This window comes from Planotetraspora sp. GP83 (assembly GCF_041262585.1).
GTDB lineage: Bacteria > Actinomycetota > Actinomycetes > Streptosporangiales > Streptosporangiaceae > JAOEGB01.
This window is the reverse complement of sequence record NZ_JBGCBZ010000001.1, coordinates 186,555-212,415: the sequence shown is the minus strand read 5'-3', so window position 1 is coordinate 212,415 and position 25,861 is coordinate 186,555. Positions and strand designations below refer to the sequence as shown.

The following is a 25,861-nucleotide window of genomic DNA, read 5'->3' as shown; positions in this document are numbered from 1 at the left end:
GTGCCCCCCTTCCGCGAGCCGTACGCGATCTGATGAGGCTGAGCGCGCGACGGCCGGGCAGCGGGCCGCAGCGGACAGACACGACGTCATCGAGGTCCGCGGCGCCAGGGAGAACAACCTGGCCGACATCTCGCTGGACATCCCCAAGCGCCGGCTGACCGTCTTCACCGGGGTCTCCGGGTCCGGGAAGTCCTCCCTCGTCTTCGGGACCATCGCCGCCGAGTCACAGCGTCTGATCAACGAGACCTACACGGCGTTCATCCAGTCGTTCATGCCGAGCCTCGGCCGGCCCGACGTCGACTCCCTGCGCAATCTGAGCGCGGCCATCGTCGTCGACCAGGAACGGATGGGCGCCAACTCGCGATCCACGGTCGGCACGGCGACCGACGCCCACACGATGCTGCGGATCATCTTCAGCCGGCTGGGCAGTCCCCACGTCGGGACGTCGTCGGCGTTCAGCTTCAACAGCCCCGAAGGCATGTGCCCGGAGTGCGAGGGGCTCGGCCGGGTCTCGGCCATCGACGTCGACGAGCTCGTGGACGTCGAGCGCTCGCTCAACGACGGGGCGATCACCGTCCCCGGGTTCACCGTGGGCTCGTGGTACTGGCAGAACCTGGCGTACTCCGGCTTCGTCGACCCCGACGTGAAGCTGAAGGACTTCACTCCCGCCCAGTGGGAGGACTTCCTCCACAAACCCGCCACCAAGATCAAACTGGGCACCATGAACACCACGTACGAGGGGCTCGTGATCAAGGTGCAGCGGGTCTACCTGTCCAAGGACAGGGAGTCGATGCAGCCCCACATCCGGGCGTTCGTGGAGCGGGCCGTGACGTTCACCGCCTGCCCCGCGTGCGGCGGCGCCAGGCTCAACCCCGCCGCGCTGTCCTCGACGATCGACGGCCGGAACATCGCCCAGTGTTCGGCCATGCAGATCAGCGACCTGGCCGGCTTCGTCCGCGGCATCGGCGACCCGTCGGTCGCGCCACTCCTCGCCACCCTGAGCAACACCCTGGACTCGCTCGTCGAGATCGGCCTGGGCTACCTGAGCCTCGACCGTGAGTCCGGGACGCTGTCCGGAGGCGAGGCCCAGCGGGTCAAGATGGTGCGGCATCTCGGGTCCAGCCTGAGTGACGTCACCTACGTGTTCGACGAACCCACGGTCGGGCTGCACCCGCACGACATCCAGAGGATGAACGACCTGCTGCTGCGCCTGCGCGACAAGGGGAACACGGTCCTGGTCGTCGAGCACAAGCCCGAGGTCATCGAGATCGCCGACCATGTCGTGGATCTCGGCCCCGGCGCCGGCCCGTCCGGGGGCCAGGTGTGCTACACAGGCGACGTCGCCGGCCTGCGGACCTCCGGCACCCTCACCGGGCGGCACCTCGGCTACCGGGCGCGGTTGCGCGACCAGGTGCGGCAGCCGTTCGGACACCTGCCGATCAGGGGCGCCGCGCTGCACAACCTCAAGGACGTGAGCGTCGACATCCCACTGGGCGTGCTGACCGTGGTCACCGGCGTCGCGGGATCGGGCAAGAGCTCGCTGATTCATGGCTCGCTCCCCCGCCGGGAGGGCGTGGTCGTGGTGGACCAGTCCGCGATCCGCGGGTCTCGCCGCAGCAACCCGGCGACCTACACCGGGCTGCTGGACCCGATCCGGGCGGCCTTCGCCAAGGCCAACGGGGTCAAAGCGGCCCTGTTCAGCGCGAACTCCGAGGGCGCCTGCCCCAACTGCAAGGGAATCGGGCTGGTCTACACCGACCTGGCCATGATGGCGGGGGTCGCGTCCGTCTGTGAGCAGTGCGAGGGCAAGCGCTTCACCCCCGAAGTGCTCACCTACAAGCTGCGCGGCAAGGACGTCAGCGAGGTCCTGGCGATGCCGGTGACCGAGGCCCGCGCGTTCTTCACCTCCGGCCAGGCCCGCGCCATCCTCGACCGGCTCGCCGACGTCGGCCTGGGCTACCTCGGTCTGGGCCAGCCGCTCACCACGCTGTCGGGAGGCGAGCGGCAGCGGCTCAAGCTGGCCATCCACATGGCGGACAAGGCCACGACGTACGTGCTGGACGAGCCGACCACCGGCCTGCACCTGGCCGACGTGGACAAGCTCCTGGCGCTGCTGGACCGGCTCGTCGACGACGGCAACACGGTCATCGTCATCGAGCACCACCAGGCCGTGATGGCCCACGCCGACTGGCTCATCGACCTCGGCCCGGGAGCCGGGCACGACGGAGGCCGCGTCGTCTTCACCGGCACACCCGCCGACCTTGTGGCGTCCGGTGACTCGCTCACCGCCCGGCACCTGAGCGAATACATCCAGGAGACCCCGGCGTAGTCCGTCCCCCACCGTCCGTCGTGCACCCTCCGCCGCCTCCGCGTGACACGGTCCTGCGCGGTGAGACCGGCTTGTGGTGAGACCGGCTTATGGGAAGAGCGGCTTATGGGGGGAGCGGACCGGCGACCGCTCGGGCCGGTGCGGTAAATTCCGGGTGGAGGCTCGGTCCAGTGCCTTCCCCCGGACGAGATGTGCGCCGTACCCGGCCGGCGAAGACGACGCGCTTTCGGAGGGGGCATGCACGGGGACGTCATCTCGGGGGCTCCGGTGCCCCGCCCGCTGAACGTGCGGTGGATCCACGGGTCCCCGTCGGCCAAGCACAACGCCGACCCCGACATCCAGGTGCATCACTACGACGAGCACACGGTGATCCTGCGGCAGAACAAGGCGGTCGACTACGAGGCGCCCTTCATGTTCCTGCTGTTCGGGAACGACAAAGCAGTCCTCATCGACACCGGCGCGACCGAATCGGCCGAGTTCTTCCCGCTGCGCCAGGTCGTCGACCAGTTGATCGAGCACTGGCTCGCCGAGCACCCCCGGGACGGATACGACCTTCTCGTCCTGCACACTCACCCGCACGGCGACCATGTCGCGGGCGACGCCCAGTTCGCCGGCCGCCCCGGCACCGTGGTGATCGACGCGGCGCTTGGCAGCGCGTGGGACTACTTCGGCTTCGTGGGCGACCCTGACCGGGTGGCCCGCGTGGACCTTGGCGGCCGGATGCTCGAATGCCTCGCCACACCCGGGCACCACGAGGCGGCCGTCACCTTCTACGACCCCCGCACCGGGCTGCTGCTCACCGGCGACACGGTCTACCCCGGCCGCCTGTACATCGAGGACTGGCCGGCCTTCCGCCGCACCATCGAGCGGCTGATCGCCTTCGCCGGCACCCGGCCGGTCACCCATGTCCTGGGCTGCCACATCGAGATGACGACCGAGCCCGGCGTCGACTATCCCATCCGCACGACCTACCAGCCGGACGAGCCGCAGCTGCAGATGACCGTGGACCAGCTGCGGGACATCCATATGGCGATCGACGAGATCGACCGTAACGGCGGTCAGCCCGGCCGCCACGCCTTCCGCGACGTCATCATCTGCATCGGCACCTCGTGACCTGGGCCGATAAAGCGGCCGGCCGGCGACACGGAGATCACGGACTTCATCACATAGCGTAATTCTATATATGCATAGAGTAGCGTCGCCGTGAAGTCGATCTACGAGGACATCCCTCACGACGGAGCGGGAGTTCAGTGTTGATGTCACAACGGTTCAGATCCGGGCCGGCCTGCGCCCTGCTGGCGCTGCTGGCCGCATCGGGAACGCAGGTGGCTGCCGCCGATACCGGTGCGCACGCCGCGACCACTGTACGGCAGGCTGTCACGCGAGCCGCCGCCGCGCCCTGTGTCCGGCAGGGACAGGCGACCTACCCCGTCGAGTACTACTGGAAGAACGCACTCGGCATGCGGCTGGGCAGTGGGTCGGTCTCGGTCGACACCTCCCCGTCCCTGTGGGGCGGGCAGATCGCACCGGGGAGCGTGTTCACCGTCACGCTGACGCACCGCACGGCCCAGTGGCCGCTGCTGGTCAGCAGGTACACCACCACGTGGGACCTGTCGTCACTGCTGGCCAACGCCGATGTCGTCGGCCAGTCGGGGACCGGCACCATCAGCGGCAACACCTTGTCGATCACTTCGCTGGGCACCAAGACCGACCCATCCCCGAAGGTCATCACCTTCCAGGTCAGGCAAGGCACCATCGGGGGAAGCATGACCATCCGGCCGACGGGGATCAGCAGCGTCATCGCCGCTCCGGGCCAGCTCGGGAACAACACACCGGCCCCCCCGATCCAGATCGTGGGCGGGCAGTCCATCTCGCCCACCAGGGCCGCCGACGACACCGCCACCACCACGCAGGGCACAGCGGTCAGTGTGCCCGTCCTGGCCAACGACACCGCGACCGCACCGGCGATCAGCAGCGTCACCAAGCCCGGCAACGGCACCGCGACGATCTCCGGCAGCAACGTGATCTACACACCCGCCGCGGGCTTCGACGGCACCGACACCTTCACCTACACCATCACCACCGCCTGCGGAACCAGCACCGCCACGGTGACCGTCACCGTGCCCTGTCCCTGGAAACCGGTCAACCTGGTCAACGGCAGCTTCGAGACGCCGCCCGTGGCCACGGTCGACTACACCATCCCCGACGCCTCCACCAACCCCGGCGCCGGCTGGCACACCACCGCCTCCGACCACTTGCTGGAGTTCTGGCGCAGCGGCGCGAGCGGAATCCCGGCAGCCGACGGCCAGCAGTTCGCCGAACTCAACGCCAACCAGGTCTCCACGCTCTACCAGGACCTGCCCACCGTTCCGGGCACACCGATGACCTGGTCGCTGTACCACCGGGGGCGCCTCGGGACCGACGTGATGCGGGTCCTCATCGGCGCACCGGGCGCGACCGTGGCCCAAATACCTACAGGGGCCTCCTCTCCGGACATCTCCGACGGCAACACCGCCTGGGGCTACTACACCGGGGTGTACATCGTGCCTCCGGGACAGACCGTCACCCGATTCGCCTTCGAATCGGTGTCGGCCGCGGGTGGTAGCCCGACGGCCGGCAACTTCCTGGACGGCGTGGTGTTCCAAACACCGCCCTGCCTGAACGCGACCACGAACGCGGCGAAGGCGGGCTGACCAAGGCTCCTGTGCGGCAAAGCGATCACCACAATGCCTCGCCGCACAGGAGCGTCACAGCCAGGCACATCCAGGCGGCCTCCACCTCACGATGAGAGGTTCTCCGAAGGCGCCGGTCACCCGGTCGGCGCCTCCCTGGCACCCGCGCCATCTCCGGCGGCCACGTCCAGGACCGGCCTCCTCCCGTGGGACAGGCGGCGGGACACGGCCACTCCGGCCAGGCACAAGGCGCCACCGGCGGCGGCGAGGAGGCTGGGAACCTCGTCCAGCAGAAGCCAGGACATCAGCACGACCAGCGTCGGAACGACGTAGGTCGTGGCCCCCATCCGGCCCGCAGTCGTGCGGGCCAGGGCGAACGCCCAGGTGGTGAACGCCAGGGCAGTGGGGAAGACGCCCAGATAGAGCATGTTGAGCGTCGCGGACAGCGGGGCGTGCGCGGCCTCGGACACAAGGGTGCCGGCGAAGGGCAGGCAGGCGACGGCCCCGGTGAGGCAGCCGAACAGGGTCACCTGCAGTGCCCCGGCGTGCCGGAGCGCGGGCTTCTGTGCGACGGCGCCACCGGCATACGACACCGCGGCCAGCAGGCAGAGCAGCACCCCCAGCACGGACGCGTGGGCGGCGCCGGACATCGAGATCCCCACGACGACCGCGCCGATGAAGGACACCGCCATTCCCGCCAGCAGCGGACGCGGCAGCCCTTCCCCCAGCAGCCTGCTGCTCAGCAACGCGATGAGCAGTGGGCCGATGTTGACCACCATGGCCGCCGTGCCCGCGTCGAGCTCCCGCTCGCCCCAGTTCAGTACGACCATGTAGACGCCGAACCACAGAACACCCGAGCAGGCGATGCCCGGCCACGCGGCGCGCGGCGGCCACCCCGTTCGGCGGATGACGCAGATCGCTCCCAGCACGAGGGCTCCGGCGAGGAGCCGTCCGAGGGCCAGGGCGCCGGGTGAGTAGGACGAGCCCGCGCTCCGGATGGAGACGAAGGCCGAGGCCCACACCACGACGGTGACGCCTGCTGCGGCCAGGGCTGCCCAGTCCTTCTGAGGTGCGTTCGACGGGTTTATCACGAACTGACCCTAGACCCGGCAGGCTTCGGCGCTCACCGAAGTTTCGCTGCCTCGATGCCGAGCAGGTCGCTCAGCGCGCGCTCGCCCTCGGGGGTGACCTTCACTGCCCGCTCGCTGCCTATCCGCACACACCAGCCGGCGCCGAGCACATGGCGGCACAGCACGGCCCCGGCGACCCCCGCGAGGTGCACCTTTCGCTCTGTCCAGTCCAGGCATCCGCGCACGATGGGGCGCCTGCCTCGTGGCTCCAGGGGAATGCCGAGGTCCGCGAACCATCGCGTTCCGGCCTCCGTGAGCGCGAGCCCGGAGTGCTGTCGCAGCAGGCCGCGCGCCGTCATCGCCTCGGTGAGCGCGATGCCGAGACGGCCGGCGAGGTGGTCGTAGCAGGTGCGTCCACGCGCCATGGCGCTGTTCGCGATCGTCGCCCGGAGCGTGCGCGGCCGGCTCTGTGGCGGAGCGGCCTGCGCGGCGAGATCTTCGATGAGGTGGGCGACCTGGGAGCCGGCCAGCCGTACGTACCGGTGCCGGCCCTGCCGCTCCTCGGCGAGCAAGCCGCCCTCGACGAGCTTGGTGAGGTGCTCACTGGCGGTGGAGGCCGCCACCCCGGCGAACCGCGCGAGCTCGCTCGCGGTCCAGGCACGGCCGTCGAGAAGGGCCAGGCAGACCTGGGCTCTGGTCTCGTCGGCGAGAAGACCGGCGAGAGCGGCGAGGCGATGACCGGCGTGATCGGAGCGTGGCATGGTTCCAGGATGCGCCACCCAAACTACGGCGGCGGCCGAAGCGTGCGAGTCGCCCCACGGGCTGGACAACCGCCTCGCTCTCCCCCACAAGGACACCGCATTCATCACCGACCTCACCGACTGCCGGCGGTCAGGAAACCAGCGTGATCTCGGGATAGCGCTGGTCCGGCATGTCGAACAGGTGTGTGGCCTGCCCCTTGAGATGCAGGTTGAAGAAGGCGGTGATGTAGGCACGCTGCGCCGCCACCGACCGTGCCGGATCGATCGTGCCGACGAGATCTTCGACCTGGGGCAGCATGACCTGCAGGTCGGTGAACGATCCATGCGCCGCGCCGGCCAGTCTCAGCTCGCGCTTCCACCCGCTGGAGGCGTTCCAGAAGGACTTCCAGGTACGGTCGCCTGCCCGGGTGTGCGCCTGGGCTGCGAACTGCAGGAACGGCCTGCCCACCCCTGTCCGTGCTACGGGACCCACGTAGGAGCCGTCGAGGTTGACGACCGCGTCGACGCGAGGGTCGTCGTGGGCGAGTTGGGCGGCCACGGATCCGCCGATGGACTGGCCGAGTATCCCGATCTTCGAGAGGTTCATGACACCGCGCAGTCCGGCGATCTTGTCGAGGCGGTCGAGTACGAACCTCATGTCCGCCAGGCGAATCTTGGCATGCTTTCTGAGCAGCTTCGCGATGACGTTCGGCGTCAGCTTCGACGGCAGCGGGACGGCCCGCTCGACCCTCCCCCCGGGGAACTCGACCTGCTCGGCCTCGTAGGTGTGATCCACGGTGACCACCAGGTAGCCACGGCTGGCCAGCTCCTCCACGAGCACCGTGCCGAGGGTCCGCGGTCCACCGTCCCCCGGTTCGAACAGCACCACCGGCAGCGACCCGGCCTTCCGGTCGACCGGCGCCCCTTCCCGGGCGTGGGTGGTCGTGGCAGCCCAGTCCATGCTGCCCGGCTTGATTCCCATCGCGGGTGCCGAATGCCGGTCCCAGTCGGCCGCCGCCATCCGTGACATGTGCGGTGCCAAAGGACGATTGGAGGGTCCGGCCGGATACCAGAGGCTCACCATCAGCTCCCGATACGGCCGCGCCTTCACCAGCGGATCCCGCCGCGACGAGTCCACCAGCCGCAACGCACGAGTGCCGATCGAATACCGCCCCGTGGGGGCGGGCAACGTCAACCTGATGGCAGGGGCGGAAGAAACGGCGATCGTCGCCCCGCTGCCGGTGATCGCGGCCGTGACGGAGGCGGCGTTGGCGGGATGGGCTGTCAGCGGGATGGCGGTGGTGGCCGCGAGGGCGAGCGCGGTGGTGGCCACGCGGCGGCGCGTGAACGCTGTGGTCGGCATGTGGTCGGCTCCGTTCTTCGATGCGTGATTGTGGTTCAGGAGCCTTCCAGCGATCTTCTGGCCCGCACGAGCGGCAGGGAGCTGATCCGGCCATACGACTTCGGACTGACCCTCCTCCCGCAGGAGGAGAGAATCCGGCCTGGTAGGTCGCCTAGTGTGGCGGTATGAACGGCCGGCCCTGGGTGCTCGACGCCCTGCTGGCCGCCGCGATCTTCCTCGTCACCCTCGGCCCCGGCCAGGTTCTGCGGGGCGGTCTTGAGGTTGTGCTCCTCCAGGCCGGCCTTGCGCTGCCCCTGGTGTGGCGGCGGCGCGCCCCGCTGACGGTGTTCGTGTTGATCGCGGCGGTGGCAGGCCTTCAGTGGCTGGCTGGTGTGCAACTGCCCGCCGACGTGGCGCTGCTGGTGGCCCTGTACACAGTCGGCACGCACGCGACGTGGCGGCGCACGGTCGCGGCAGCGGCGGTGGTCCAGGCCGGGGCGGTGCTGGCCTCGGCACGGTGGGCGCCAGAGGGCCGGTTCCTCCTGTCGGTCGTGGCGTTGACGGCGATGACTGCCGCCGCGGCCGTCACCGGCACGAACATGCGGACCAGGCGTGCCTACCTCGCCGCGCTGGAACGCGACCGCGACCAGCGGGCCCGGCTCGCGGTCGCCGAGGACCGGGCCCGGATGGCACGCGACATGCACGACATCGTCACCCATAACCTCTCCGTCATGATCGCCCTCGCTGACAGCGCCCACTACGTCCGCGCCAGCGCCCCGGACAAGGCGGCCGCCGCCATCGGGCAGATAGCGGAAACCGGCCGCCAGGCCCTGGCCGACATGCGCCGTAGCCTCGCCCTGCACGCCAATGACTGCGAGCCAGATGCTGCTGATGGGACGGGATTGCGGGCGGCTGACGACCTGCGGCGGCACCCAGCGCCCGGTCTCGCCCAGCTCCCGGCCCTGGTTGACCGGCTGCGAGCTGCCGGGCTCGCAACCGGCCTCCAGGTGTACGGCGACGCCGCCCAGATCCCGGCCGCCGCCCAGCTCACCGTCTACCGCCTGACCCAGGAAGCCCTGACCAACGCGCTCAAACACACCCCGCCCGGAACCCGCGCCGAGGTCTGGGTCGAGGTCTCGCCCGAGGCCGTCACCCTGGAGGTCACCAACAACGGCACCACCCCGGCAACCATCGGCGGCGGGCGCGGGATCAAAGGCATGCGCGACCGGGTAGCCGCCTACGGCGGAACCTTCCGGGCAGGTCCACTCCCGGCAGGAGGCTGGCGGGTATCGGCCCGGCTGGATCTCACCGCAACCGACCATGGGATGCCACAGGAAGACTCGCGAGGCGGGAGCTCGGCGTGACGATTCGAATCCTCCTCGCTGATGACGAGTCGTTGCTGCGCATGGCCTTCACCATGGTTCTCGAGACCCAGCCCGACATGTCGGTGGTAGGTGAGGCCGCCGACGGCGCCCAGGCCGAACGCCTGGCACGTCAGCTCCACCCCGACGTCGTCCTCATGGACATTCGCATGCCGGGCACCGACGGCATCGACGCCACCCGCCGGATCGTCCGCGACTGCCCGCAGACCCGAGTGCTCATTCTGACCACCTTCGACCTGGACGAATACGCCTTCGCGGGCCTCAAGGCAGGCGCGTCCGGCTTCCTGCTGAAGAACTCCCGCCCGGACGATCTGCTGGCCGCCATCCGTAGCATCGCCAGCGGCGACGCGGTGGTGTCCCCGAGGATCACCCGTCGCCTGCTGGAGAACTTCGCGCCGCAACTACTCAACGGCAGCGGCCCCGGTCAGGACGAGCGACTCGCCCGCCTGACCACCCGCGAACGCCAAGTGCTCATCCAGGTAGGCCGCGGCCTGTCCAACGCGGAGATCGCTGCGGCCCTGCACCTGGCCGAAGCGACCGTGAAGACCCACCTGGGCAGAATCCTGGACAAACTCCAGCTACGCGACCGGGTGCAGGCCGTGGTCTTCGCCTACGAGTCCCACCTCATCCAGCCGGGTTGACCAGCCCGTACGAGTCCCGCTCCAGCGGCTCGGGCGGGCGACAGCCAAGATCGTCTCGTTCTCCGGTCGTCGGCGGGTCACGGGTTGAGCGGGAGGGCGGCGGATCAGGTCTGGCTCGGCGTCGCCGACGAGGGCGGCCCCGGCGTCCCCCGGCTCATCCGGCGAAGGCTCTCCTGTACGGCTCGGGCGTCCCTGCGACGCCCTTCACAGGTAGGCCGGAGCCCATGGCGAGAGACATCGCTCCGGCGCATTCATCTCCGGCCGCGCCGAACCCCCGTCCACCGGTACGGCAGGTCTCTTTGGCGCGTGGGCCGTACGGCATGCGGGGTATGGCCTGCCGTACTCAGGACGAACGGGGGGCGAGATGACCCGGTGTATGGTGACGGGGGCCACGGGCTACATCGGCGGGCGGCTCGTGCCTGAGCTGCTGCGCGCGGGGTATGGCGTGCGGTGCATGGCCCGCTCCCCCGGCAGGCTGCGCGACCACGCCTGGCAGGACCAGGTGGAGATCGGCCAGGCGGACGCCCTGGTCCCCGAGCAGACCGGGGCCGCCCTTGAGGGCGTGGACGTCGCCTACTACCTGATCCACACGATGGGTTCGGGACGCGACTTCGCCGGGAAGGACCGCGCGGCGGCCACCATCTTCGCCTCCGCTGCGCAGGACGCGGGTGTGCGCCGCATCGTCTACCTCGGCGGCCTGACCCCGGCCGACAAGCCGTCCCCGCACATGCGGTCTCGGGGCGAGGTGGCGCGGATCCTCCTCGACTCGGGCGTCCCGACGGCCGTGCTGCGCGCCGCGATGATCATAGGGTCGGGATCGGTGTCGTTCGAGATGCTGCGCTATCTCACCGAGCGGCTGCCGGTCATGACCACGCCCCGATGGGTGCGCACGCGGACCCAGCCGATCGCGATCCGGGACGTGCTGCGCTACCTCGTCGCCTGCGCCGAGCTGCCGCCCGAGGTGAGCCGCGGGTTCGACATCGGCGGTCCCGACGTCCTGTCCTATGGGGACATGATGCGGGGATACGCCGATGTCGCGGGCCTGCCTCCTCGCGTCATCATTCCCGTTCCGCTGCTCACTCCCCGGCTGTCGAGCTATTGGGTCGGGCTGGTGACGCCCGTGCCGGCCGGTGTCGCGCGGCCGCTGGTGGAGTCGCTCCGCAACGAGGCGGTCTGCCGCGAGCATGACATCGCCCGGTACGTCCCCGACCCGCCCGAGGGCCTCGTCGGGTTCCGCCAGGCGGTCGACCTGGCCCTGCGCCGGATCAAGGGGGCGGACGTCGCGACCCGGTGGTCGTCGGCCTCCACCCCCGGCGCTCCGAGCGACCCCCTGCCCACCGACCCGGACTGGGCGGGCGGCAGCCTCTACGTCGACGAGCGGAGCAGGCCCGTCGACGCGCCGCCGGAGGAGCTGTGGCGGGTGATCGAGGGCATCGGCGGCGACAACGGGTGGTATTCGCTGCCCGTCGCCTGGCGGATCCGCGGCCTGCTCGACCGGCTCATGGGCGGCGTCGGCCTGCGCCGCGGCCGTCGCGACCCCCACCGGCTCCGAGTCGGCGACGCGCTCGACTTCTGGCGGGTGGAGGAGATCGTCCCGGGCAGCCTGCTGCGGCTGCGCGCCGAGATGCGGCTGCCCGGCCTGGCGTGGCTGGAGCTCACCTGCCGGAAGGAGAACGGCAGGACGGTGTACGGCCAGCGGGCGATCTTCCATCCGCGTGGCCTGCTCGGCCATCTCTACTGGTGGGGCATCTCCCCGCTCCATGGGCTGATCTTCGGCCGCATGCCCGGCAACGTCGCCAGGGCCGCCACCCGTGGCGGCCCTGCCTCGTGCCGTTGAGGATCGACGCGCGTAGAGTCCAACGCCGTTGCGTTTGACTGATCGGCCGTCCGTCAAGCCCTGATGACGAAGCAACGGGACTTCTGATAGATCATCTTGCGACCAAGCCAGAAGATCATCAGGAGTCCCGTTGCGGGAGAAGTCTGTCATCCATCGCACGATCGAGGTAGCCCCCGGCGTCCACGCGCCGGGCCACCTCGGCGAACTCACCCAGATCGTCGACTTTCAGCTGGTGGACGCGGTACTGGAGGAGACCGGGACCCGCGAGCGCAGGCTACGCCTGCTGCCCTCACGGGTCGTGGTGTACTTCGTCCTCGCGCTGGCCTTGTTCGAGCACTGCTCCTACCGGGCGGTCTGGGGCAAGCTCACCGCCGCTTTGGCAAGCTTGCCCCTCGTCGCGCCGAGCTTGTCGTCGCTGTCGCGGGGTCGGCGCCGGATCGGCGTCGCGCCGCTGCGCCGGCTCTTTGAGATTGTGGCCGGGCCGGTCGCCGGGCGGGCTGTGCCGGGCGTGTTCTACCGGGGCCTGCGCACGGTGGCGATCGACGGCACGCACCTGCATGTCCCCGACACCGAGGCGGTCACCTGGCGCTACTCCAAGCGGGTGGGTGAGAAGCTGGAGTTCGGCTACCCGCTGCTGCGTCTGCTGGTGGTGATCGAATGTGGCACCCGCGCGCTGCTGGCGGCCGCCTTTGGCCCCGAGCGCGACGGTGAGCTTACCTACGCGCGCGAGCTTTTGGGCGTACTGGACCGTAGTGTGCTCGTGCTGGCCGACGCTGGATTCGACGCCGCCGACTTTCTGAGCGGCCTGGCCTCGACCGGGGCGCAGTTCCTGGTGCGCTCTTCGGCCCGCCGCTGCCCCCTCATCGCCCGGCGCCTGCCCGACGGCTCCTACCTGGCGAAGATCGGCTACGGGGTGCTGGTCACGCCGCTGACGGTCCGGATCATCGAGGCGCGCATCACCGTCACGCTGGCCGATGGGACCGTCCGCCGCGAGCAGTGGCGGCTGGTCACCTCCCTGATCGACCATGATCGTTACCCCGCGGCCGAGCTGGTGGAGCTCTACCACGAGCGGTGGGAGGCCGAGACCACCTACTTTTCGATCAAGGCGACGATGCTGGACGGCCGCGTCCTGCGCTCACGCACCACCTGCGGCATCGAGCAGGAGGTCTACGCCCTGCTGGTGGCCTACCAGGCGCTCATCCGCGCCGCCGCCGACGCCGTGACCATGAGACCGGGCCTGGACATGGACCGGATCAGCTTCACCGTCCTGCTCCAGTCCGCCGGCGACACGGTGACCACCGCTACCCGGATCTTTGCGACCGGCCCGGTCGATCTGATCGGCACGATCGGCCGGGCCGTTTTAGGCGCGCTCCTGCCCGCCTGGCGCAGGTCCCGCGTCAAGGCCCGTACCCGTAAGAACCCGACCAGCAAGTACGGCCCGAACGCCGGGCAGCATCCCTCTACTACGCAGACCTACAGCTTCCACGCCGATGTCACGATCTTCGAGAAGGGGCTTGCCTCACGCTCCCAGCACTAAACGCAACGGCATTGGCGTAGAGTCGCTGTCCTGATCTTCCCCCGCCGCGCCCGTTCCTCGCTGTGCAGTGCGACATCCCGCAGGTCATGCACGCTTGCGGGCGCGAAGGACGGCGTCGTGCACGGTGATCTTGTGGCCGTCGTGCCCGGTGACCGGCCGGGTCCTGGCCTCGGCGACCGCGATGTCCCACCGCCCGGGGTCCGGGGTTGAGTATCCGCGGTACAGCGGTTAACGATGAGAATGATCATGGTCGGTTTTCTTGATCGCGATTCGGTGAAACGCCTGATCAAACCGCCCTTGATCGCATACGGTCACGCTTCATGCCCGTAGAGTTCTTAACTGACGAACAGGCCGCGTCCTATGGAGCCTTTCAAGGGGTCCCGACGCGCCCTGAGCTGGAACGATTCTTTTTCCTCGATGACGATGACCGGGATCTGATCGCGCTGCGGCGTGCGGACAGCCACCGCCTCGGGATAGCCCTGCAACTGTGCACGGTGCGCTACGTCGGACGATTCCTCACCGATGACCCGCTGGCGGTCCCGTGGGAGGTGGTCGACTACCTGGCCGGGCAGTTGGGCATCGAGGACGCCTCGGTGGTGAAGCGGTACACCGAGCGGAAGCCGACGGCGTACGAGCACTCGTGGGAGATTCGGGAGCGGTACGGATATCACGAGTACGACGATCCGCAGTGGGGGCGGAAGTTTCGGGCCTTCCTGCACGGCCGGGCCTGGACGCACGCGGAGGGGCCGGTGGCGCTGTTCAACCACGCGGTGGCGTGGCTGCGGGGGAACCGGGTGCTGCTGCCGGGGGTGAGCGTGCTGGCCCGGGAGGTCTCGGAGATCCGGGCAGTGGCGGAGAAGCGGCTGCACATGGCGGTGGCCAGGGCCGCGATGCGGGCCGATCCCGCGCTGCCGGCGGAACTGGCCGCGCTGCTGGAGGTGCCCGAGGGTGCCCGGATCTCGCATCTGGAGGCGTTGCGCAGGCCGCCGACACGGACGTCGGGCACCGCGTTGGCGCGGGCGCTGGACCGGGTGAACGAGATCTCTGGCGTTCCGGCTCGGGCGGGTCACAGTGCTAAGGTGTCGTCACTTCGCGACGATACGGGGCGGCCTGCGCACGCTGCATAGTGTCCAAGAATGCGACCCCGGGCCACCACGGCACTGGGGTTTTGCTTCAGGGCGACTCCGAGGTCTGCTCGCTGGCACCCTCGGCAATGGCCGTTCTGTGCGGAGCAAGTTGGTAGGAAAGGGCACCTTTTCGCGCTGGCGGAACCGGGGCTCGATCCGCCGGAGAGCGGGTTCGCGGAAGCGTGAAGACCTGGCAGGACGTCTCATGGAGTGCACACCGGCAGCTTCGGGTTGTCGTTGGTGCGCACGCCGGGGAGCCAGGCGTGACTGTTCGGCACATCGTCGAGCCGGACCCGGAACCAGCGGGTCGTGCCGACGCCCATCTCGTCCTCGACCCGCTCCCCGTCGTAGAGGACGCAGTCGGCGCTGAGGACATCGCCGTGCCACACGCGATGGGACACCACGTTGCTGAACTCGTACGGTAGTCGGGGATCGACGGCCAGCCCCAGGCTGCACGCGGGCACCCGCCCGGGCCGGGTGCGGCAGTCTCCTTCGACGTTGAAGACCCGGATCGGGACGGCCGTGTGAGGGGTCTCGTCCGGCTTGCTTCGCAGCGCGAGAACTCCGGCGACGCTGGCCGCCACGAGCAGCAGCACGGCCGCGACCGCCACGACGGCGATGACCCGCGTGCGCGGCGGCCGGGACACGGACGCCTCCTCGTCGCCCTTAGTCGGTGCTGGCAGGGGCGTGGAACGGGTGATGTCGGCGACCGCCCAGAGTTTGCGTAGCTCGCGTAACTCCTCGTCGCTCGCCCCGCACGCGCGGGCAAAAGCGTGGACCGTTTCATAACTCGCTGGGAAACTGGCCCCTGAATAGTACCGGTGCAGGCTGGACCGGCTTATTCCGCTGCGCCGTGCGAGCGCTTCGAAACTGCTTCCCGAACGGTCCTTGAGCGCGCGGAGCCTGGCGGTCAAACGCTCGGTCTCGGCTGGGGTCGTCATCGCGTTTCCTCCCGTGCGAGGACAGGCCGCGGACCGGCCATCCCGCCGAACGGCGCGTGTCCCGCCCGCGTCCCGGCAGGACAGCACGTTCGCAGCTCATGGTGGATGGAGACGTTCCAGCATCCCATCCCGCGGCCTTCTCTTGCTAGAGGCCGATATCGGATGCGAGCATCCTGCCTATGCCCCGGCATGACAGCCGGGAAATGCGTCCTGAAAATCTCTGCGGCGCCATCCTCCGGCGAAAGTCAGATACGCGGAGGAGAGGCTTGCCAAGCACGTGAATTCACCCCTCCCGAAGGAGAACGATGAAATCCATCCGTAGGCTCGTCTCCGTTTCCCTGGCCGCGGCGCTGGTCACCGGCGGCCTGACCGCCCTGTCCTCTCCCGCGAGCGCCGACGCGGCCAACTGCACCAACGGCGCGAACGGGTTCACCAACATCCCCTACAACAAGACCGGCACGCGCGTGGACGGGAAGACCGCCGATCTCGGTGGCGGCAGGCGCGTGGAGTTGCACAAGGGGATCATCAACGGCGTCGAGCATGGATGGGCCATCATCATGGGCGCCACCCGGGCCGGCGACCTGGTCTGGATGGACTGGACCTCGACCTACGCCAACGGTTGGGTGCAGTGCGGCCCGTTCACCGTGCAAGGCGACAGCTTGACCAACACGAGCGCGGCCAAGAACACAAGCCCGGCGGCCGGCTACTGGTTCCGCGCCTGCGGCAGGAGAGTGGGAGGGCCGTCGGTATGCGGGGCCTGGTGGTAGCCGCCTCGTCGTAACGGCCACGGCGGCCTGGGACGCATGGGGCTGTGGGCCATCTTGCTGGCGGTGCTCCCCGGGAAGACGGCCGGCCACGAGGCAAGGAGTTACGGGTTACCTGGCCCGGACATGGGAGCCATACCGTCGGTCGTCCTTTGGGAAGAGGTTTCACGAGGCGTGGTGACGGGTTCGGGTTCTTCTACCGGTTGTGTCCCCGGTACCCGCCCGCCAGGACATCCGAGCTGAAGGTCACCATCAAGTTGATGGTGACCTTCAGCATCTTCGGCCCCGAGGCCTGACCGCAAGCCGGTAGCTTCAGGGAAGCACGGGGAGACGACCCCCGAGATCGTCAAGAACTTCGGCATCGGCCGAATCGACGCTCACCGGCCATCCGGCACTCGCCTTTGCGGCCGTGGATGGCGGCAACCCGGCCTACCAGCTGCGCTCGTGGATCTAGGCCGCAACCACATCTCAGCAGCAACGAGACCAGGGGGGTTTAACACGGCCATGATCTGCCGGTATGGCCCCATATGGGCGAGGTAGAGAAATCCAGCTCGACCGCGCCGCCGGAACGGGCGACGCCACGGGCTCAGGAGCAGTTGCCAGGGTTGCGGTTGATGCGGATCGGCCGGGCGCTGGTGCTGGTGTCGACCGGCGCGGTGGCGCTTCTCGGCGTGATGATCGTCGGGGGACTGGCGCTGTTCGGCGTGCAGGGCCTGAAGCCCGAGGCGCAGGTGAGCGCGGGCACTCTGTTCGAGCTGTTGAAGATCCCGTTCGCGGTGGTGGCCGGGGTGGGAGGTCTGGTCGCCTTGGTACTGACCTACCGGCGGCAGAAGGTCGCCGAGGCCCCCCAAGTGCTGGCCGAGTGCCGCCCGCAAGCACGAGGTGGTGGAACTGGCCCGCGAGGGCCTCCAGCAACGAGAGGTCGCGGCGCATGCTCGCACGCCAATACCACAAGCATCAAGGATGAACAGATGAAGACCGATACGGAAGAAAGGCGATCATGACGCGTCGCACAAGGAAGTTCTTCGCGGCTGCGGCTGCCGCACTCATCGCGTTAGTAACCGTGTTCATCAGTCAAGCCCCCGCGAACGCCTCGATCACCACATACATCAGCGTGCTTCCGCAAAGCAGCACCAAGATGGTGCTCGACACAAAAATGGACTCATCCACGGCGAATGGGATGGCGAACGGTGCCCCGGCTCAGCTGTGGCAGCTGCGCACCGCCAGCCCGGGCGTCGAAGTCAGGAATCAGCGGTGGATCATCACTTGGAAAGACATCGATTCGAGCAACCACGTCGTCTACGAGTTGAAGAACCAGCTCTCCCAAAAGTGCCTCGACATGGCGACCGATGGGCCGATCGGCAACAACACCCGCGTACAGCAATGGGATTGCAGCGGCGCCAGCAATCAGCGCTGGACAGCCGTGCCGGCACCGGCCGATTTGGGGAGCAGCTGGGTCCAGCTCGTCAATCTTCGGAGCGGGCTCTGCCTCGATGTCTCGGGCGCCAGCTACACCAACGGCCGGCCGCTTGTCGTCTACCAGTGCAACGGAGGCTGGAACCAGCGCTGGAACATCTACGCCTAACCTCGATCTTTCGCGCCCATCCGGTGGCTGGCTGAGCGGTTCGGCTGGAGTGTGAAATCGCGGCCGTGGTCAGCCTGGTGGCCCGGCTGTCGCGCCGAGTGGGCGGGGTTCCACGGGCCCGCGGGGGTCCTTTCTGAGTCGTCGGGGCGGGTTGATGCTGGTCAGGTCGGGGCCGGGAGCGCTTGGAGCCGGGTGATGTCGGTGACCAGTTGGCCAGCCCAGGGCCAGGATGCGGCGATGCGCAGGCGGAGGCGCCGTCCGCCGCGGACCAGGCGGGCGGCGACGGCGAACAGGCGCAGCCGCAGCCGTTTAGGCTCATACCGGCGGGCGGGCCCGTCCAGGGCGCGCATCTGCATCCAGGCGATGAGCTCGCAGGCCAGGGCGACGATCTCCATCCAGATCTGGTTTTGGGCGAAGTCGTGCAGGGCAGGTTGCGCAACCCGGTGTCCTTGGCGGCGCGGATGCGGTCCTCGCAGCGGGCGCGGCGGCGGTGGCGTAGCTCCAGGTCGGCGAGCTGACCGCGGCGGGTGTTGGTGACGAAGCAGGTGAAGCGGTGCCCGTCGATGTCGGTGAAGCGCAGTTGTGCGCCCGGGTGCGGGCGTTCCTTGCGCACGATAGGCGCATGCCCTTGGGCCATCCGTCCAGCTTCACCAGGCCGGTCAGTTCGGCGACCCAGGCGCCGGTGCGTACCTGCCCCCCCGGCGTCGTAGGCGGGTGTCCACGCGTGGGCGGGCAGAGCGCCGATCGCGGCCTGGACCTTGCTGATCCGCACTGACTAAGAAATAACCCTTCAGTTCCCGGAGCCTCCTTCGGCCTGCCCAACCCCAGGACCTGGGCGTTCTTACTGGCATCCCAGGAAGTCTGGCCGATGACGAACCCTCAGAGATTCTGAAGACCTATCGTCCTTGCTGTTCGTCTTGCTGGATCGGTGAAGGCGAGGAGGACCGAGTTGGGACTGGCGGTCGTCAAGGACCTGCGGGTGGCGCGGGCGCCGGTGACGTGCGAGGAGTTGAAGGCGTTCGAGACCGACGCGCTGGCCGGGTTCGTGCTCGCCCGAGCCGCCGCCGGACTCTCGGACGCGACGATCAGCTCGGATGTGATGCATCTGGAGCAGGTCCGCGCCTGGTTTGGCCGTCCGCTGTGGGACATGGAGCCCGCCGATGACGACGGCGGTCCAGCCGGCGGCGCGATAGATGCCCAGCAGGTCCGGGGCCGGCGCGCCGGGCGGCAGCGCGTCAAGGGGGTGTGACCCAGATACGCCAGAAACCCGCCACGGGATGATCTTGGAGCCCGGATGGCCCGCTACGGGGTGTCGACCGCGAGGGTGCTGACGCGGTTCTCGTACTCGCGGCGGGCCTTGCGCTGTGCCGGGACCGCCGAGGTTCCTGGGCTGCCGTCGAGGAGCCGGCAGTGGATCGCGGGCACGGCGGTGACGCCCTGGTCGAGCGTGGCACGCTCGGCGGGCTGCGGGTCGGCCGCGCGGAGGAAGTCGGCGACCTTGCCGGGCATGTCGAGGGCGACCGGCAACTCCGGGGCCGGGGCGTCCGGAGCAGCGGCCGTGTACTGGGCAGGAGGTCGGCGACGGCGGTTCGGATGGCGCCGCGGCTGACGTCGTGGTCGCGGGCGAGGGCGGCGATGGAGCGGCCTTCCAGATACGCGGTGCGCACGGCGTCCACCTTCCCCGCCACTACGGCCGGGCGGCGGCCGCCCTTGTTGCCCTTGGCCTCGGCCGCCCTCAGCCCGGCGTAAGTCAGCTCGCGCTGGAGGTCACGCTGGAGCTCCCCGGCGGCGGCGAGGGTCTGCACCATGAACTTCACGGTGGACAGCAGCTCCCCGGTGCCGCGGACACCGCTGTCGGCGATTCCCCGAGTCAACACAGAGGTGCGGCTCGTCCGGTGCGGCACGCGTCAACGCAGATTCGAGTCAGCCGATGGAGGAGATGCCGCCCTCGCGGGCGTCGAGTAGCTCGTCCCAGTGCTCGGCCGCCCATTGGCACGCGGCGGCCAGCGGCTCCAGCGTGCTGCGGCCTAGCGGTGTCAGCGCGTACTCCACCCGCAGTTTCGGGTCGGCGTGCACGGTGCGTGACACGAACCCGTTCCGCTCCAAGCCGCGGAGCGACTGGGTGAGCGCCTTCGGGGTGACGCGACTCAGTGGTACGCGGAGTTCGGAGTATCTGCGCGGGCCGTCGTCCAGGCAGCGGAGGACCATGGATGCCCATTTGTCACCGAAGCGGAAAGGCATCAGCGAGGACGGGCACAGCTCGTCGAACAAGTCGGGTGGCAGCGGTGGCCGTTGCGTCATTGAGGGTCTCCCGTCTCAGGTCTTGGTATCCAGCTGGTGACCGACCTTCTGGATATCTTCTGGAGCATCGACTCAACGGGAGGTATTCCGACGATGGGCAGGATCGTGGTTGTCGGGGCGGGTGGCTGCCCGACTGCTCGACAACCTCACCGATCCGCACCCGTCCTCCTCTGGCCGGGAGGCAGTCGGCTTGCCGCACCTCAAGTCAACGTCAGATTTGCAGTAACGGGCGTCGAATGAACACCGTCATTTCGACCTATAAAGGTAAGGAAGGGCATTATGCGTGCAGCCCGCTTCCATGAATACGGCGGAGCGGAGAGCCTGGTGATCGAGCAGGCCCCCGACCCCCACCCCGGACTTGGTGAGATCCGTGTCCGCGTCGCGGCGGCCAGCGTCAATCCCATCGACTGGAAGCTGCGCGCCGGCACCCTGCACCAGCTGATTCCCCTGGAGCTACCCGCCATCCCCGGGCGCGACGCCGCCGGCGTGGTCGACGAAATCGGTGACGGAGTGCAGGGGGTGAGCATCGGCGACCGCGTCTTCGGGCTGGGCGGTGTCACCGGCGCAACCGCAGAGCTGGTCATCCTCTCAGCCTGGGCCCACGCCCCCGACACGTGGAACGATGAGCAGGCCGCGGGCGCCGGCCTCGCATCCGTGACCGCGATGCGTGGCCTGAACGCGCTCGGCTCCCTGGCGGGGCGCACCCTTCTCGTCGAGGGCGCCGCCGGAGGCGTGGGCGGCGCGGCAGTCGAGATAGCTGTGGCACAAGGTGCCACCGTGATCGGGACAGCCAGCGAACGCAACCACGAGTTCCTCACCTCTCTCGGCGCCGTTCCCACCACCTACGGCCCCGGCCTCGCGGGGCGCCTCTCCGCTCTTGCTCCGCACGGCGTCGACATCGCGCTCGACACCGCGGCCTCCGGATCCCTGGACGACCTCGTCGCGATCACGGGCGACCCGATACGCGTCGCGACGGTCGCCGACCACGCAGGCGGGCAGCGCCTGGGCACGCATGTGGTCAACGCGGAGAACGACTCCACCCTCCTGTCCGCGGCCGCGGAACTGGGCCGGCAAGGCCGCTACACACCCCGTATCGAACAGACCTACCCCCTGGAGCGGATCGCCGACGCCCACGCGCACGCCGAGCGCGGACGCACACGCGGAAAGATCGTGATCTGCATCTGAAGCGGGGGCACGGCGCAGATGCGCCAGTCCGCCAAGCGATGATCTTGGTGGGCTGGCGCTGACTGCTCAGCGCTGGACGTCTGCCGCTGCCGGATGCACGGGTCCGACGGAAACGCGATATGGGACGCCCCGGATCAGCAGTCGAGGCCGGGCCCGAAAGTGTCGGCAAACGACCGTCTGCCGACACTCACGCGCGTGACCACGAACCCGCAGGTGGGAACTGTCGACAACGCGCGTCGGAAATCAACGTCGGTGAACGGTCGTCGGGGTAGTTCCGACAATGCTTCTTGGCTACTGCCGCACTTCGACGGCCGACCAGAACCCCGACCACCAGATCGACGCGCTTCTCCGCAACGGCGTCGACCGCGACAACATCCACGTCGACGTCGCCAGCGGCGCGAAAGCCTCCCGCCCCAAGCTCGATCTCGTCATGCAGCTGATGCGCGAGGGCGACACGTTGAAGGTCACCCGGCTCGACCGGCTCTCCCGCTCCGTACTGCACCTGGTGACCCTCGGCGCCGAGCTGCGCATCTCGGCCGACTCCCCTCACAGAGCACCATGATCATTCTCATCGTTAACCGCTGTAGCGCGGATACTCAACCCCGGGGTCGAGGCCGGCCGCGACCTCCTCGGCCGTGAAGTACACCTCTGGCGCTGAGGCGTGCGAGATAGTGGTCCCCAGATCCGATGGGTGATGGCCGACGATGAGCAGGGTGCCGCCCGGCGCGACCGATTCCGCCAGCCGGCGGAACAGCGTCTCGCGCGATGCCGCCGCGTGCACGTAGTGGGAGGAGACCAGCTGATCGGTCACTTTTGACCATCTCCACGGCCACTATGCGGGCCGCCCGCCGCGGTGGCAAAGCGCACCTAAGATCAATCCTTACCACTCAGCGCGGGTGCCGCCATCCGGGCTGGGCACCCCGGGCTTGGTAAGGCTTTCCGGCTTGACGATCCTGTCGTAGGTGCCCTCTTCGACGCCGCACTGGAGTGCGGCGTCCTTGAGCGCAAGGCCCTTGTCCAGGGCGTGGTGGGCGATGCGGGCGGCCTCGTCGTAGCCGACGACGGGGCTGAGCGCGGTCACCATCATGATCGAATGCTCGATGTTGTAGCGCAGCCTTTCGGCGTTGAGCTTGGCCCCTTCGACGAGGAACCTGCGGAAGTGGTCCATCATGTCGGACAGGATCCGCGCTGAATGCAGCGCGTTTTTTATGATGACCGGGCGGAAGGCGTTCAGCTCGAAGTTGCCTTCGGCGCCGGCCATCGAGACGGCGGTGTCGTTGCCGACCACCTGGATGGCGACCATCAGCATGGCCTCAGCCTGGGTCGGGTTGACCTTGCCCGGCATGATGGACGAGCCCGGCTCGTTGGCCGGGAGGATCAGCTCGTGCAGCCCGATGCGCGGCCCGGAGCCGAGCCAGCGCAGGTCGTTGGCGAACTTGAACAGCGGCACGGCGAGGGCGCGCAGCGCCGCCGAGGCCCGCACCAGGTGGTCACAGGATGCCTGGGCGGCGAACTTGTTAGGCGCGCTGATGAAGGGCCGCCCGGTGAGCTCGGCGATCTGCTTGGCCATCTCCTCGCCGAACCCCGGCGGCGCGTTCAGCCCGGTGCCGACCGCGGTGCCCCCGATGGCGAGCCGGTACAGCCCGGTACGGACGCGCTGGAGGTGATCGATGGCGTCGCCGAGCTGGGCGGCGTAGCCGGACCACTCCTGGCCGACGGTCAGCGGGGTCGCGTCCTCCAGGTGCGTACGCCCGATCTTGACGACGTGCTCCCACTCCCGGCTTTTGGCCTCGGCGGCCTCGCGCAGCCGGGAGGCGGCGGGCAGCACATGGTCGTCGATGGCCTCTACGGTGGCGATGTGCATGGCGGTGATGAAGGTGTCGTTGGACGACTGGCCCATGTTCACGTGGTCGTTCGGGTGGATGGGGTCCTTGCTGCCCAGCCGTCCGCCGACGAGTTGGATCGCCCGGTTGGAGATCACCTCGTTGACGTTCATGTTGGACTGGGTGCCGGAGCCGGTCTGCCAGACGTACAGCGGGAACTCGCTGTCCAACTCCCCGCGGATGACCTCGTCGGCGACCCGGCTGATCAGATCGGCCTGCCATTGGGGCAGCCGTCCGGCGCGGGCGTTGACGATCGCGGCGGCCTTCTTGATGTAGCCGTAGGCGTGGTAGACGGCCTTGGGCATAAGGTCGTCGCCGATGTCGAAGTGGATCAGTGACCGCTGGGTCTGCGCACCCCAGTAGTGCTCGGCGGGCACCTCCACCTCGCCGAGCGAGTCGCTTTCGGTCCGGGTGCCGGTGGCCTGCAGCCCGATCGGCACGTCGCGGACGTGGGGCGCGCTCATTGCCCGTTCCCGTGGATCGGGCGGTACGCGGGCTGCCACATGGTCTCCTGCACCTGCTGGACGGTGTTGTGCAGCGTGGTACGGGCCAAGTGCTCCTCGGCGGCCTGGTTGGCGACGGCGACGGCGACCGTGGCGGAGACCTCTCGCAGGTTTTCCACCTGGGGCAGCAGGGATGCACCCGGGGCGGAGACGTCGACCATGCCGCCCACGGCCTCGGCAGCGGCCTGGAACATGCCGGGACTTACCCGGCGGGCTCGCGCAACCACCACGCCTAGCCCGAGGCCGGGGTAGAGCAGGGCGTTGTTGGCCTGGGCGATGGCGTAGGTGACGCCGCTGTACGTGATCGGCTCGATCGGGATTCCGGTGGCGATCAGGGCCCTGCCGTCGCTCCAGCGGATCAGGTCGGGGGGCATCGCCTCGATCCGCTCGGTCGGGTTGGAGATCGGGAAGATGATCGGACGGTCCACGCCCGCCGCCATCGTGCGCACGATCTTCTCGGTGAACGCGCCGTGCGCGGTGGAGGTGCCCAGCAGCATGGTCGGCTTGACCCGCTCGACGACCTCGGCCAGCGAGATGCCGTGCTCGTCTCGCGGCCAGTCGGCGACCTCGTCCCGCGGGCGGGCATATGGCTGCTGGAAGTCCCGCAGGTCCGTCATGTCGTCGGTGAGCAGGCCCTGCTTGTCGATCGGCCAGATCCGCCGGGTCGCGCTGTCGTGGTCCAGGCCGTCGCGGATCATCGCATCGCGCAGTTGGTCGGCGATGCCGATGCCGGCGGTACCCGCGCCGAAGATGACGATCCGCTGCTCACGCATCGGGGTCGCGGACACTTTGACGGCGCCGAGCATGGCGGCCAGCACGATCGCCCCGGTGCCCTGCATGTCGTCATTGAAGGTGCAGATCTGGCCGGTGTACTTCTCCAGGATCCGCTGGGCGTTGGACGGTCCGAAGTCCTCCCAGTGCAGCAGGGCACCGGGGAACATCCGGGTGGCCGTGGTCACGTAGGCGTCGATGAAGTCGTCGTACCGCTGCCCCCGTACCCTTGCGTGCCGGTTGCCGACGTAGGCCGGGTCGTTCAGCAGCGCCTCGTTGTCGGTGCCCACGTCCAGAGCGACCGGGATGACCCGGCCAGGGTCGATACCCGCGGCGGCCGTGTAGACGGCCAGCTTGCCGGTCGCGATGCCGACGCCGCCGCCCACCCCCCAGTCGCCGATACCCAGGATCTCCTCGGCGTCGGAGGCTACGATGAGGTCGACGTCGTCCGGGCCCAGCCCGACGTTCTTGAACGCCTGCTCGATCCCGCCCGGATCGTCGATGGACAGGTACACCCCCCTGGGACGCCGGTACTCATGGCTGTAGGTCTTGATCGCCTCGCCGATGGTCGGGTCGTACACGATCGGCAGCATCTCGCGCAGATGATCACTCAGCAGCCGGTAGTAGAGCACCTCGTTGCGGTCCCGCAGCGCCTCCAGGTAGACGTTCTTGAGCAGGTCGGTCGGCTGCGCCCGGTACTGCACGTACATCCGCCTCGCCTGCTCATCCAGTGACTCGACCGCCGGCGGCAGCAGCCCGTCCAGGCCCAACTCGGCCCGTTCCTGCGGCGAGAACGCCGTGCCCTTGTTCAGCAGCGGCTCGTGCAGCACCGCCTGGCCATGCAGGGACGTCACGTAACTCCCGTCCGGCTGCTCGGCGAACGTGAAGCTCACCAGATCCGGCTTCCTCTTCCCCGGTGACATCGTGGTCATCCCCCTTTCGAGCACCCCGCCCAGCACCCGGCGCCCGGTCAGGGCGAAACAGCCCCTCACAGAGGCTGCCCCGGCCGGGGGTATGGACACTGAGCCACACCTCACAACTGCCCCAAATCCCCGGCAAAGGAATGAAGGGGCCGCTCCAGCGCGCCCGAAGGAACGGTGCCTATGACCTGCGCTCCACCCCACCCTTTGAGCACGAACCGGTCGCACAGCAGCGAGCCGTCGACCTGGGCGACCTTGGCCCCGCCGGTCAGGACGTAGTTCCTGCGGCCGGCTCGCCCGACAGGCCGCCGCCGGTCGTCGCGTACACCGA

At 68.9% G+C, this 25,861-nt stretch carries 23 protein-coding genes, 1 pseudogene and 1 riboswitch; of the genes and pseudogenes, 14 read left to right on the top strand and 10 right to left on the bottom strand.

What is annotated here, in order from left to right; translation table 11 throughout:
• The first annotated feature begins 88 nt into the window (after window positions 1-88).
• The 3 genes from ABH927_RS01045 (at window position 89) to ABH927_RS01035 (ending at window position 5,022) form a co-directional block, all read left to right on the top strand.
• Entirely contained in the window at window positions 89-2,329 is a 2,241-nt protein-coding gene (locus tag ABH927_RS01045) for an ATP-binding cassette domain-containing protein (RefSeq protein ID WP_370017833.1), read from the top strand.
• A 154-nt stretch (window positions 2,330-2,483) separates the two neighbouring features.
• A riboswitch (guanidine-III (ykkC-III) riboswitch) is annotated at window positions 2,484-2,554 on the top strand.
• 12 nt (window positions 2,555-2,566) lie between these two features.
• Window positions 2,567-3,442: an MBL fold metallo-hydrolase gene (locus tag ABH927_RS01040; RefSeq protein ID WP_370017493.1), complete on the top strand. Its 876-nt coding sequence runs from the start codon at window positions 2,567-2,569 to the stop codon at window positions 3,440-3,442.
• A 143-nt stretch (window positions 3,443-3,585) separates the two neighbouring features.
• Window positions 3,586-5,022 (top strand): Ig-like domain-containing protein, encoded by a 1,437-nt coding sequence (locus ABH927_RS01035; protein WP_370017492.1) that lies wholly within the window; start codon window positions 3,586-3,588, stop codon window positions 5,020-5,022.
• Window positions 5,023-5,138: 116 nt separating this feature from the next.
• On the opposite strand, the gene ABH927_RS01030 is transcribed toward ABH927_RS01035, so the two are convergent.
• The 3 genes from ABH927_RS01030 to ABH927_RS01020 form a co-directional block, all read right to left on the bottom strand.
• Window positions 5,139-6,092 (bottom strand): DMT family transporter, encoded by a 954-nt coding sequence (locus ABH927_RS01030; RefSeq protein ID WP_370017491.1) that lies wholly within the window; start codon window positions 6,090-6,092, stop codon window positions 5,139-5,141.
• Between the two features lie 32 nt (window positions 6,093-6,124).
• Window positions 6,125-6,832 carry an ArsR/SmtB family transcription factor gene (locus ABH927_RS01025; RefSeq protein WP_370017490.1) on the bottom strand — a complete coding sequence of 236 codons (708 nt, stop codon included), beginning with the start codon at window positions 6,830-6,832 and terminating at the stop codon, window positions 6,125-6,127.
• 130 nt (window positions 6,833-6,962) lie between these two features.
• Entirely contained in the window at window positions 6,963-8,174 is a 1,212-nt protein-coding gene (locus ABH927_RS01020) for an alpha/beta hydrolase family protein (RefSeq protein WP_370017489.1), read from the bottom strand.
• 164 nt (window positions 8,175-8,338) lie between these two features.
• Between ABH927_RS01020 and ABH927_RS01015 the strand changes: the two genes are divergently transcribed.
• The 5 genes from ABH927_RS01015 to ABH927_RS00995 all read left to right on the top strand — a co-directional run bounded on the left by ABH927_RS01015 (window position 8,339) and on the right by ABH927_RS00995 (window position 14,677).
• Complete coding sequence (locus ABH927_RS01015) at window positions 8,339-9,517, top strand: sensor histidine kinase (protein WP_370017488.1); 1,179 nt, start codon at window positions 8,339-8,341, stop codon at window positions 9,515-9,517.
• Window positions 9,514-10,176, top strand: a complete 663-nt coding sequence (locus ABH927_RS01010; protein ID WP_370017487.1) for a response regulator — start codon at window positions 9,514-9,516, stop codon at window positions 10,174-10,176. Before ABH927_RS01015 ends, ABH927_RS01010 begins: the two co-directional genes overlap by 4 nt.
• Before the next feature lie 364 nt (window positions 10,177-10,540).
• Window positions 10,541-12,013, top strand: a complete 1,473-nt coding sequence (locus ABH927_RS01005) for an SDR family oxidoreductase (RefSeq protein WP_370017486.1) — start codon at window positions 10,541-10,543, stop codon at window positions 12,011-12,013.
• A 130-nt stretch (window positions 12,014-12,143) separates the two neighbouring features.
• The gene (locus tag ABH927_RS01000) at window positions 12,144-13,550 is read left to right on the top strand and encodes an IS4 family transposase (RefSeq protein WP_370017485.1); all 1,407 of its coding nucleotides are present in this window, start codon (window positions 12,144-12,146) and stop codon (window positions 13,548-13,550) included.
• Between the two features lie 320 nt (window positions 13,551-13,870).
• A complete protein-coding gene (locus ABH927_RS00995; RefSeq protein ID WP_370017484.1) occupies window positions 13,871-14,677 on the top strand; it encodes a DUF4158 domain-containing protein in 807 nt (268 codons plus the stop codon).
• A 203-nt stretch (window positions 14,678-14,880) separates the two neighbouring features.
• Here ABH927_RS00995 and ABH927_RS00990 read toward each other — a convergent pair whose 3' ends face one another.
• A complete protein-coding gene (locus ABH927_RS00990) occupies window positions 14,881-15,618 on the bottom strand; it encodes a helix-turn-helix domain-containing protein (RefSeq protein WP_370017483.1) in 738 nt (245 codons plus the stop codon).
• Between the two features lie 305 nt (window positions 15,619-15,923).
• Between ABH927_RS00990 and ABH927_RS00985 the strand changes: the two genes are divergently transcribed.
• The 3 genes from ABH927_RS00985 (at window position 15,924) to ABH927_RS00975 (ending at window position 17,967) form a co-directional block, all read left to right on the top strand.
• A complete protein-coding gene (locus tag ABH927_RS00985) occupies window positions 15,924-16,385 on the top strand; it encodes a hypothetical protein (protein ID WP_370017482.1) in 462 nt (153 codons plus the stop codon).
• Window positions 16,386-16,909: 524 nt separating this feature from the next.
• Entirely contained in the window at window positions 16,910-17,386 is a 477-nt protein-coding gene (locus tag ABH927_RS00980; RefSeq protein ID WP_370017481.1) for a hypothetical protein, read from the top strand.
• Window positions 17,383-17,967: an RICIN domain-containing protein gene (locus ABH927_RS00975; protein ID WP_370017480.1), complete on the top strand. Its 585-nt coding sequence runs from the start codon at window positions 17,383-17,385 to the stop codon at window positions 17,965-17,967. Before ABH927_RS00980 ends, ABH927_RS00975 begins: the two co-directional genes overlap by 4 nt.
• Window positions 17,968-18,128: 161 nt before the next feature.
• Here ABH927_RS00975 and ABH927_RS00970 read toward each other — a convergent pair.
• Window positions 18,129-18,712 (bottom strand): annotated as a pseudogene (locus ABH927_RS00970) (transposase); the annotation flags it as partial.
• A gap of 204 nt (window positions 18,713-18,916) precedes the next feature.
• Here ABH927_RS00970 and ABH927_RS00965 point away from each other — a divergent pair.
• The gene (locus tag ABH927_RS00965; RefSeq protein ID WP_370017479.1) at window positions 18,917-19,216 is read left to right on the top strand and encodes a hypothetical protein; all 300 of its coding nucleotides are present in this window, start codon (window positions 18,917-18,919) and stop codon (window positions 19,214-19,216) included.
• A gap of 53 nt (window positions 19,217-19,269) precedes the next feature.
• Here ABH927_RS00965 and ABH927_RS00960 read toward each other — a convergent pair whose 3' ends face one another.
• Both ABH927_RS00960 and ABH927_RS00955 read right to left on the bottom strand, forming a co-directional pair.
• Entirely contained in the window at window positions 19,270-19,494 is a 225-nt protein-coding gene (locus ABH927_RS00960; protein WP_370017478.1) for a hypothetical protein, read from the bottom strand.
• Window positions 19,495-19,890: 396 nt separating this feature from the next.
• The gene (locus tag ABH927_RS00955) at window positions 19,891-20,268 is read right to left on the bottom strand and encodes a winged helix-turn-helix transcriptional regulator (RefSeq protein WP_370017477.1); all 378 of its coding nucleotides are present in this window, start codon (window positions 20,266-20,268) and stop codon (window positions 19,891-19,893) included.
• Window positions 20,269-20,547: 279 nt separating this feature from the next.
• Here ABH927_RS00955 and ABH927_RS00950 point away from each other — a divergent pair, with 279 nt between their 5' ends.
• Together ABH927_RS00950 and ABH927_RS00945 are read left to right on the top strand one after the other, a co-directional pair.
• Window positions 20,548-21,453, top strand: coding sequence for an NADP-dependent oxidoreductase (locus ABH927_RS00950; protein ID WP_370017476.1), 906 nt, complete (start codon window positions 20,548-20,550; stop codon window positions 21,451-21,453).
• 280 nt (window positions 21,454-21,733) lie between these two features.
• A complete protein-coding gene (locus tag ABH927_RS00945) occupies window positions 21,734-22,015 on the top strand; it encodes a recombinase family protein (RefSeq protein ID WP_370017475.1) in 282 nt (93 codons plus the stop codon).
• Window positions 22,016-22,027: 12 nt separating this feature from the next.
• Here the strand turns inward: ABH927_RS00945 and ABH927_RS00940 are convergent, their stop codons facing one another.
• From ABH927_RS00940 to ABH927_RS00930, 3 genes are all read right to left on the bottom strand, one after another.
• Window positions 22,028-22,264, bottom strand: coding sequence for a hypothetical protein (locus tag ABH927_RS00940; RefSeq protein ID WP_370017474.1), 237 nt, complete (start codon window positions 22,262-22,264; stop codon window positions 22,028-22,030).
• 69 nt (window positions 22,265-22,333) lie between these two features.
• The gene (gene fumC, locus ABH927_RS00935) at window positions 22,334-23,800 is read right to left on the bottom strand and encodes a class II fumarate hydratase (protein WP_370017473.1); all 1,467 of its coding nucleotides are present in this window, start codon (window positions 23,798-23,800) and stop codon (window positions 22,334-22,336) included.
• Window positions 23,797-25,602 carry an NAD-dependent malic enzyme gene (locus tag ABH927_RS00930; RefSeq protein WP_370017472.1) on the bottom strand — a complete coding sequence of 602 codons (1,806 nt, stop codon included), beginning with the start codon at window positions 25,600-25,602 and terminating at the stop codon, window positions 23,797-23,799. The genes fumC and ABH927_RS00930 overlap by 4 nt, the downstream gene beginning before the upstream one ends.
• Window positions 25,603-25,861 lie beyond the last annotated feature (259 nt).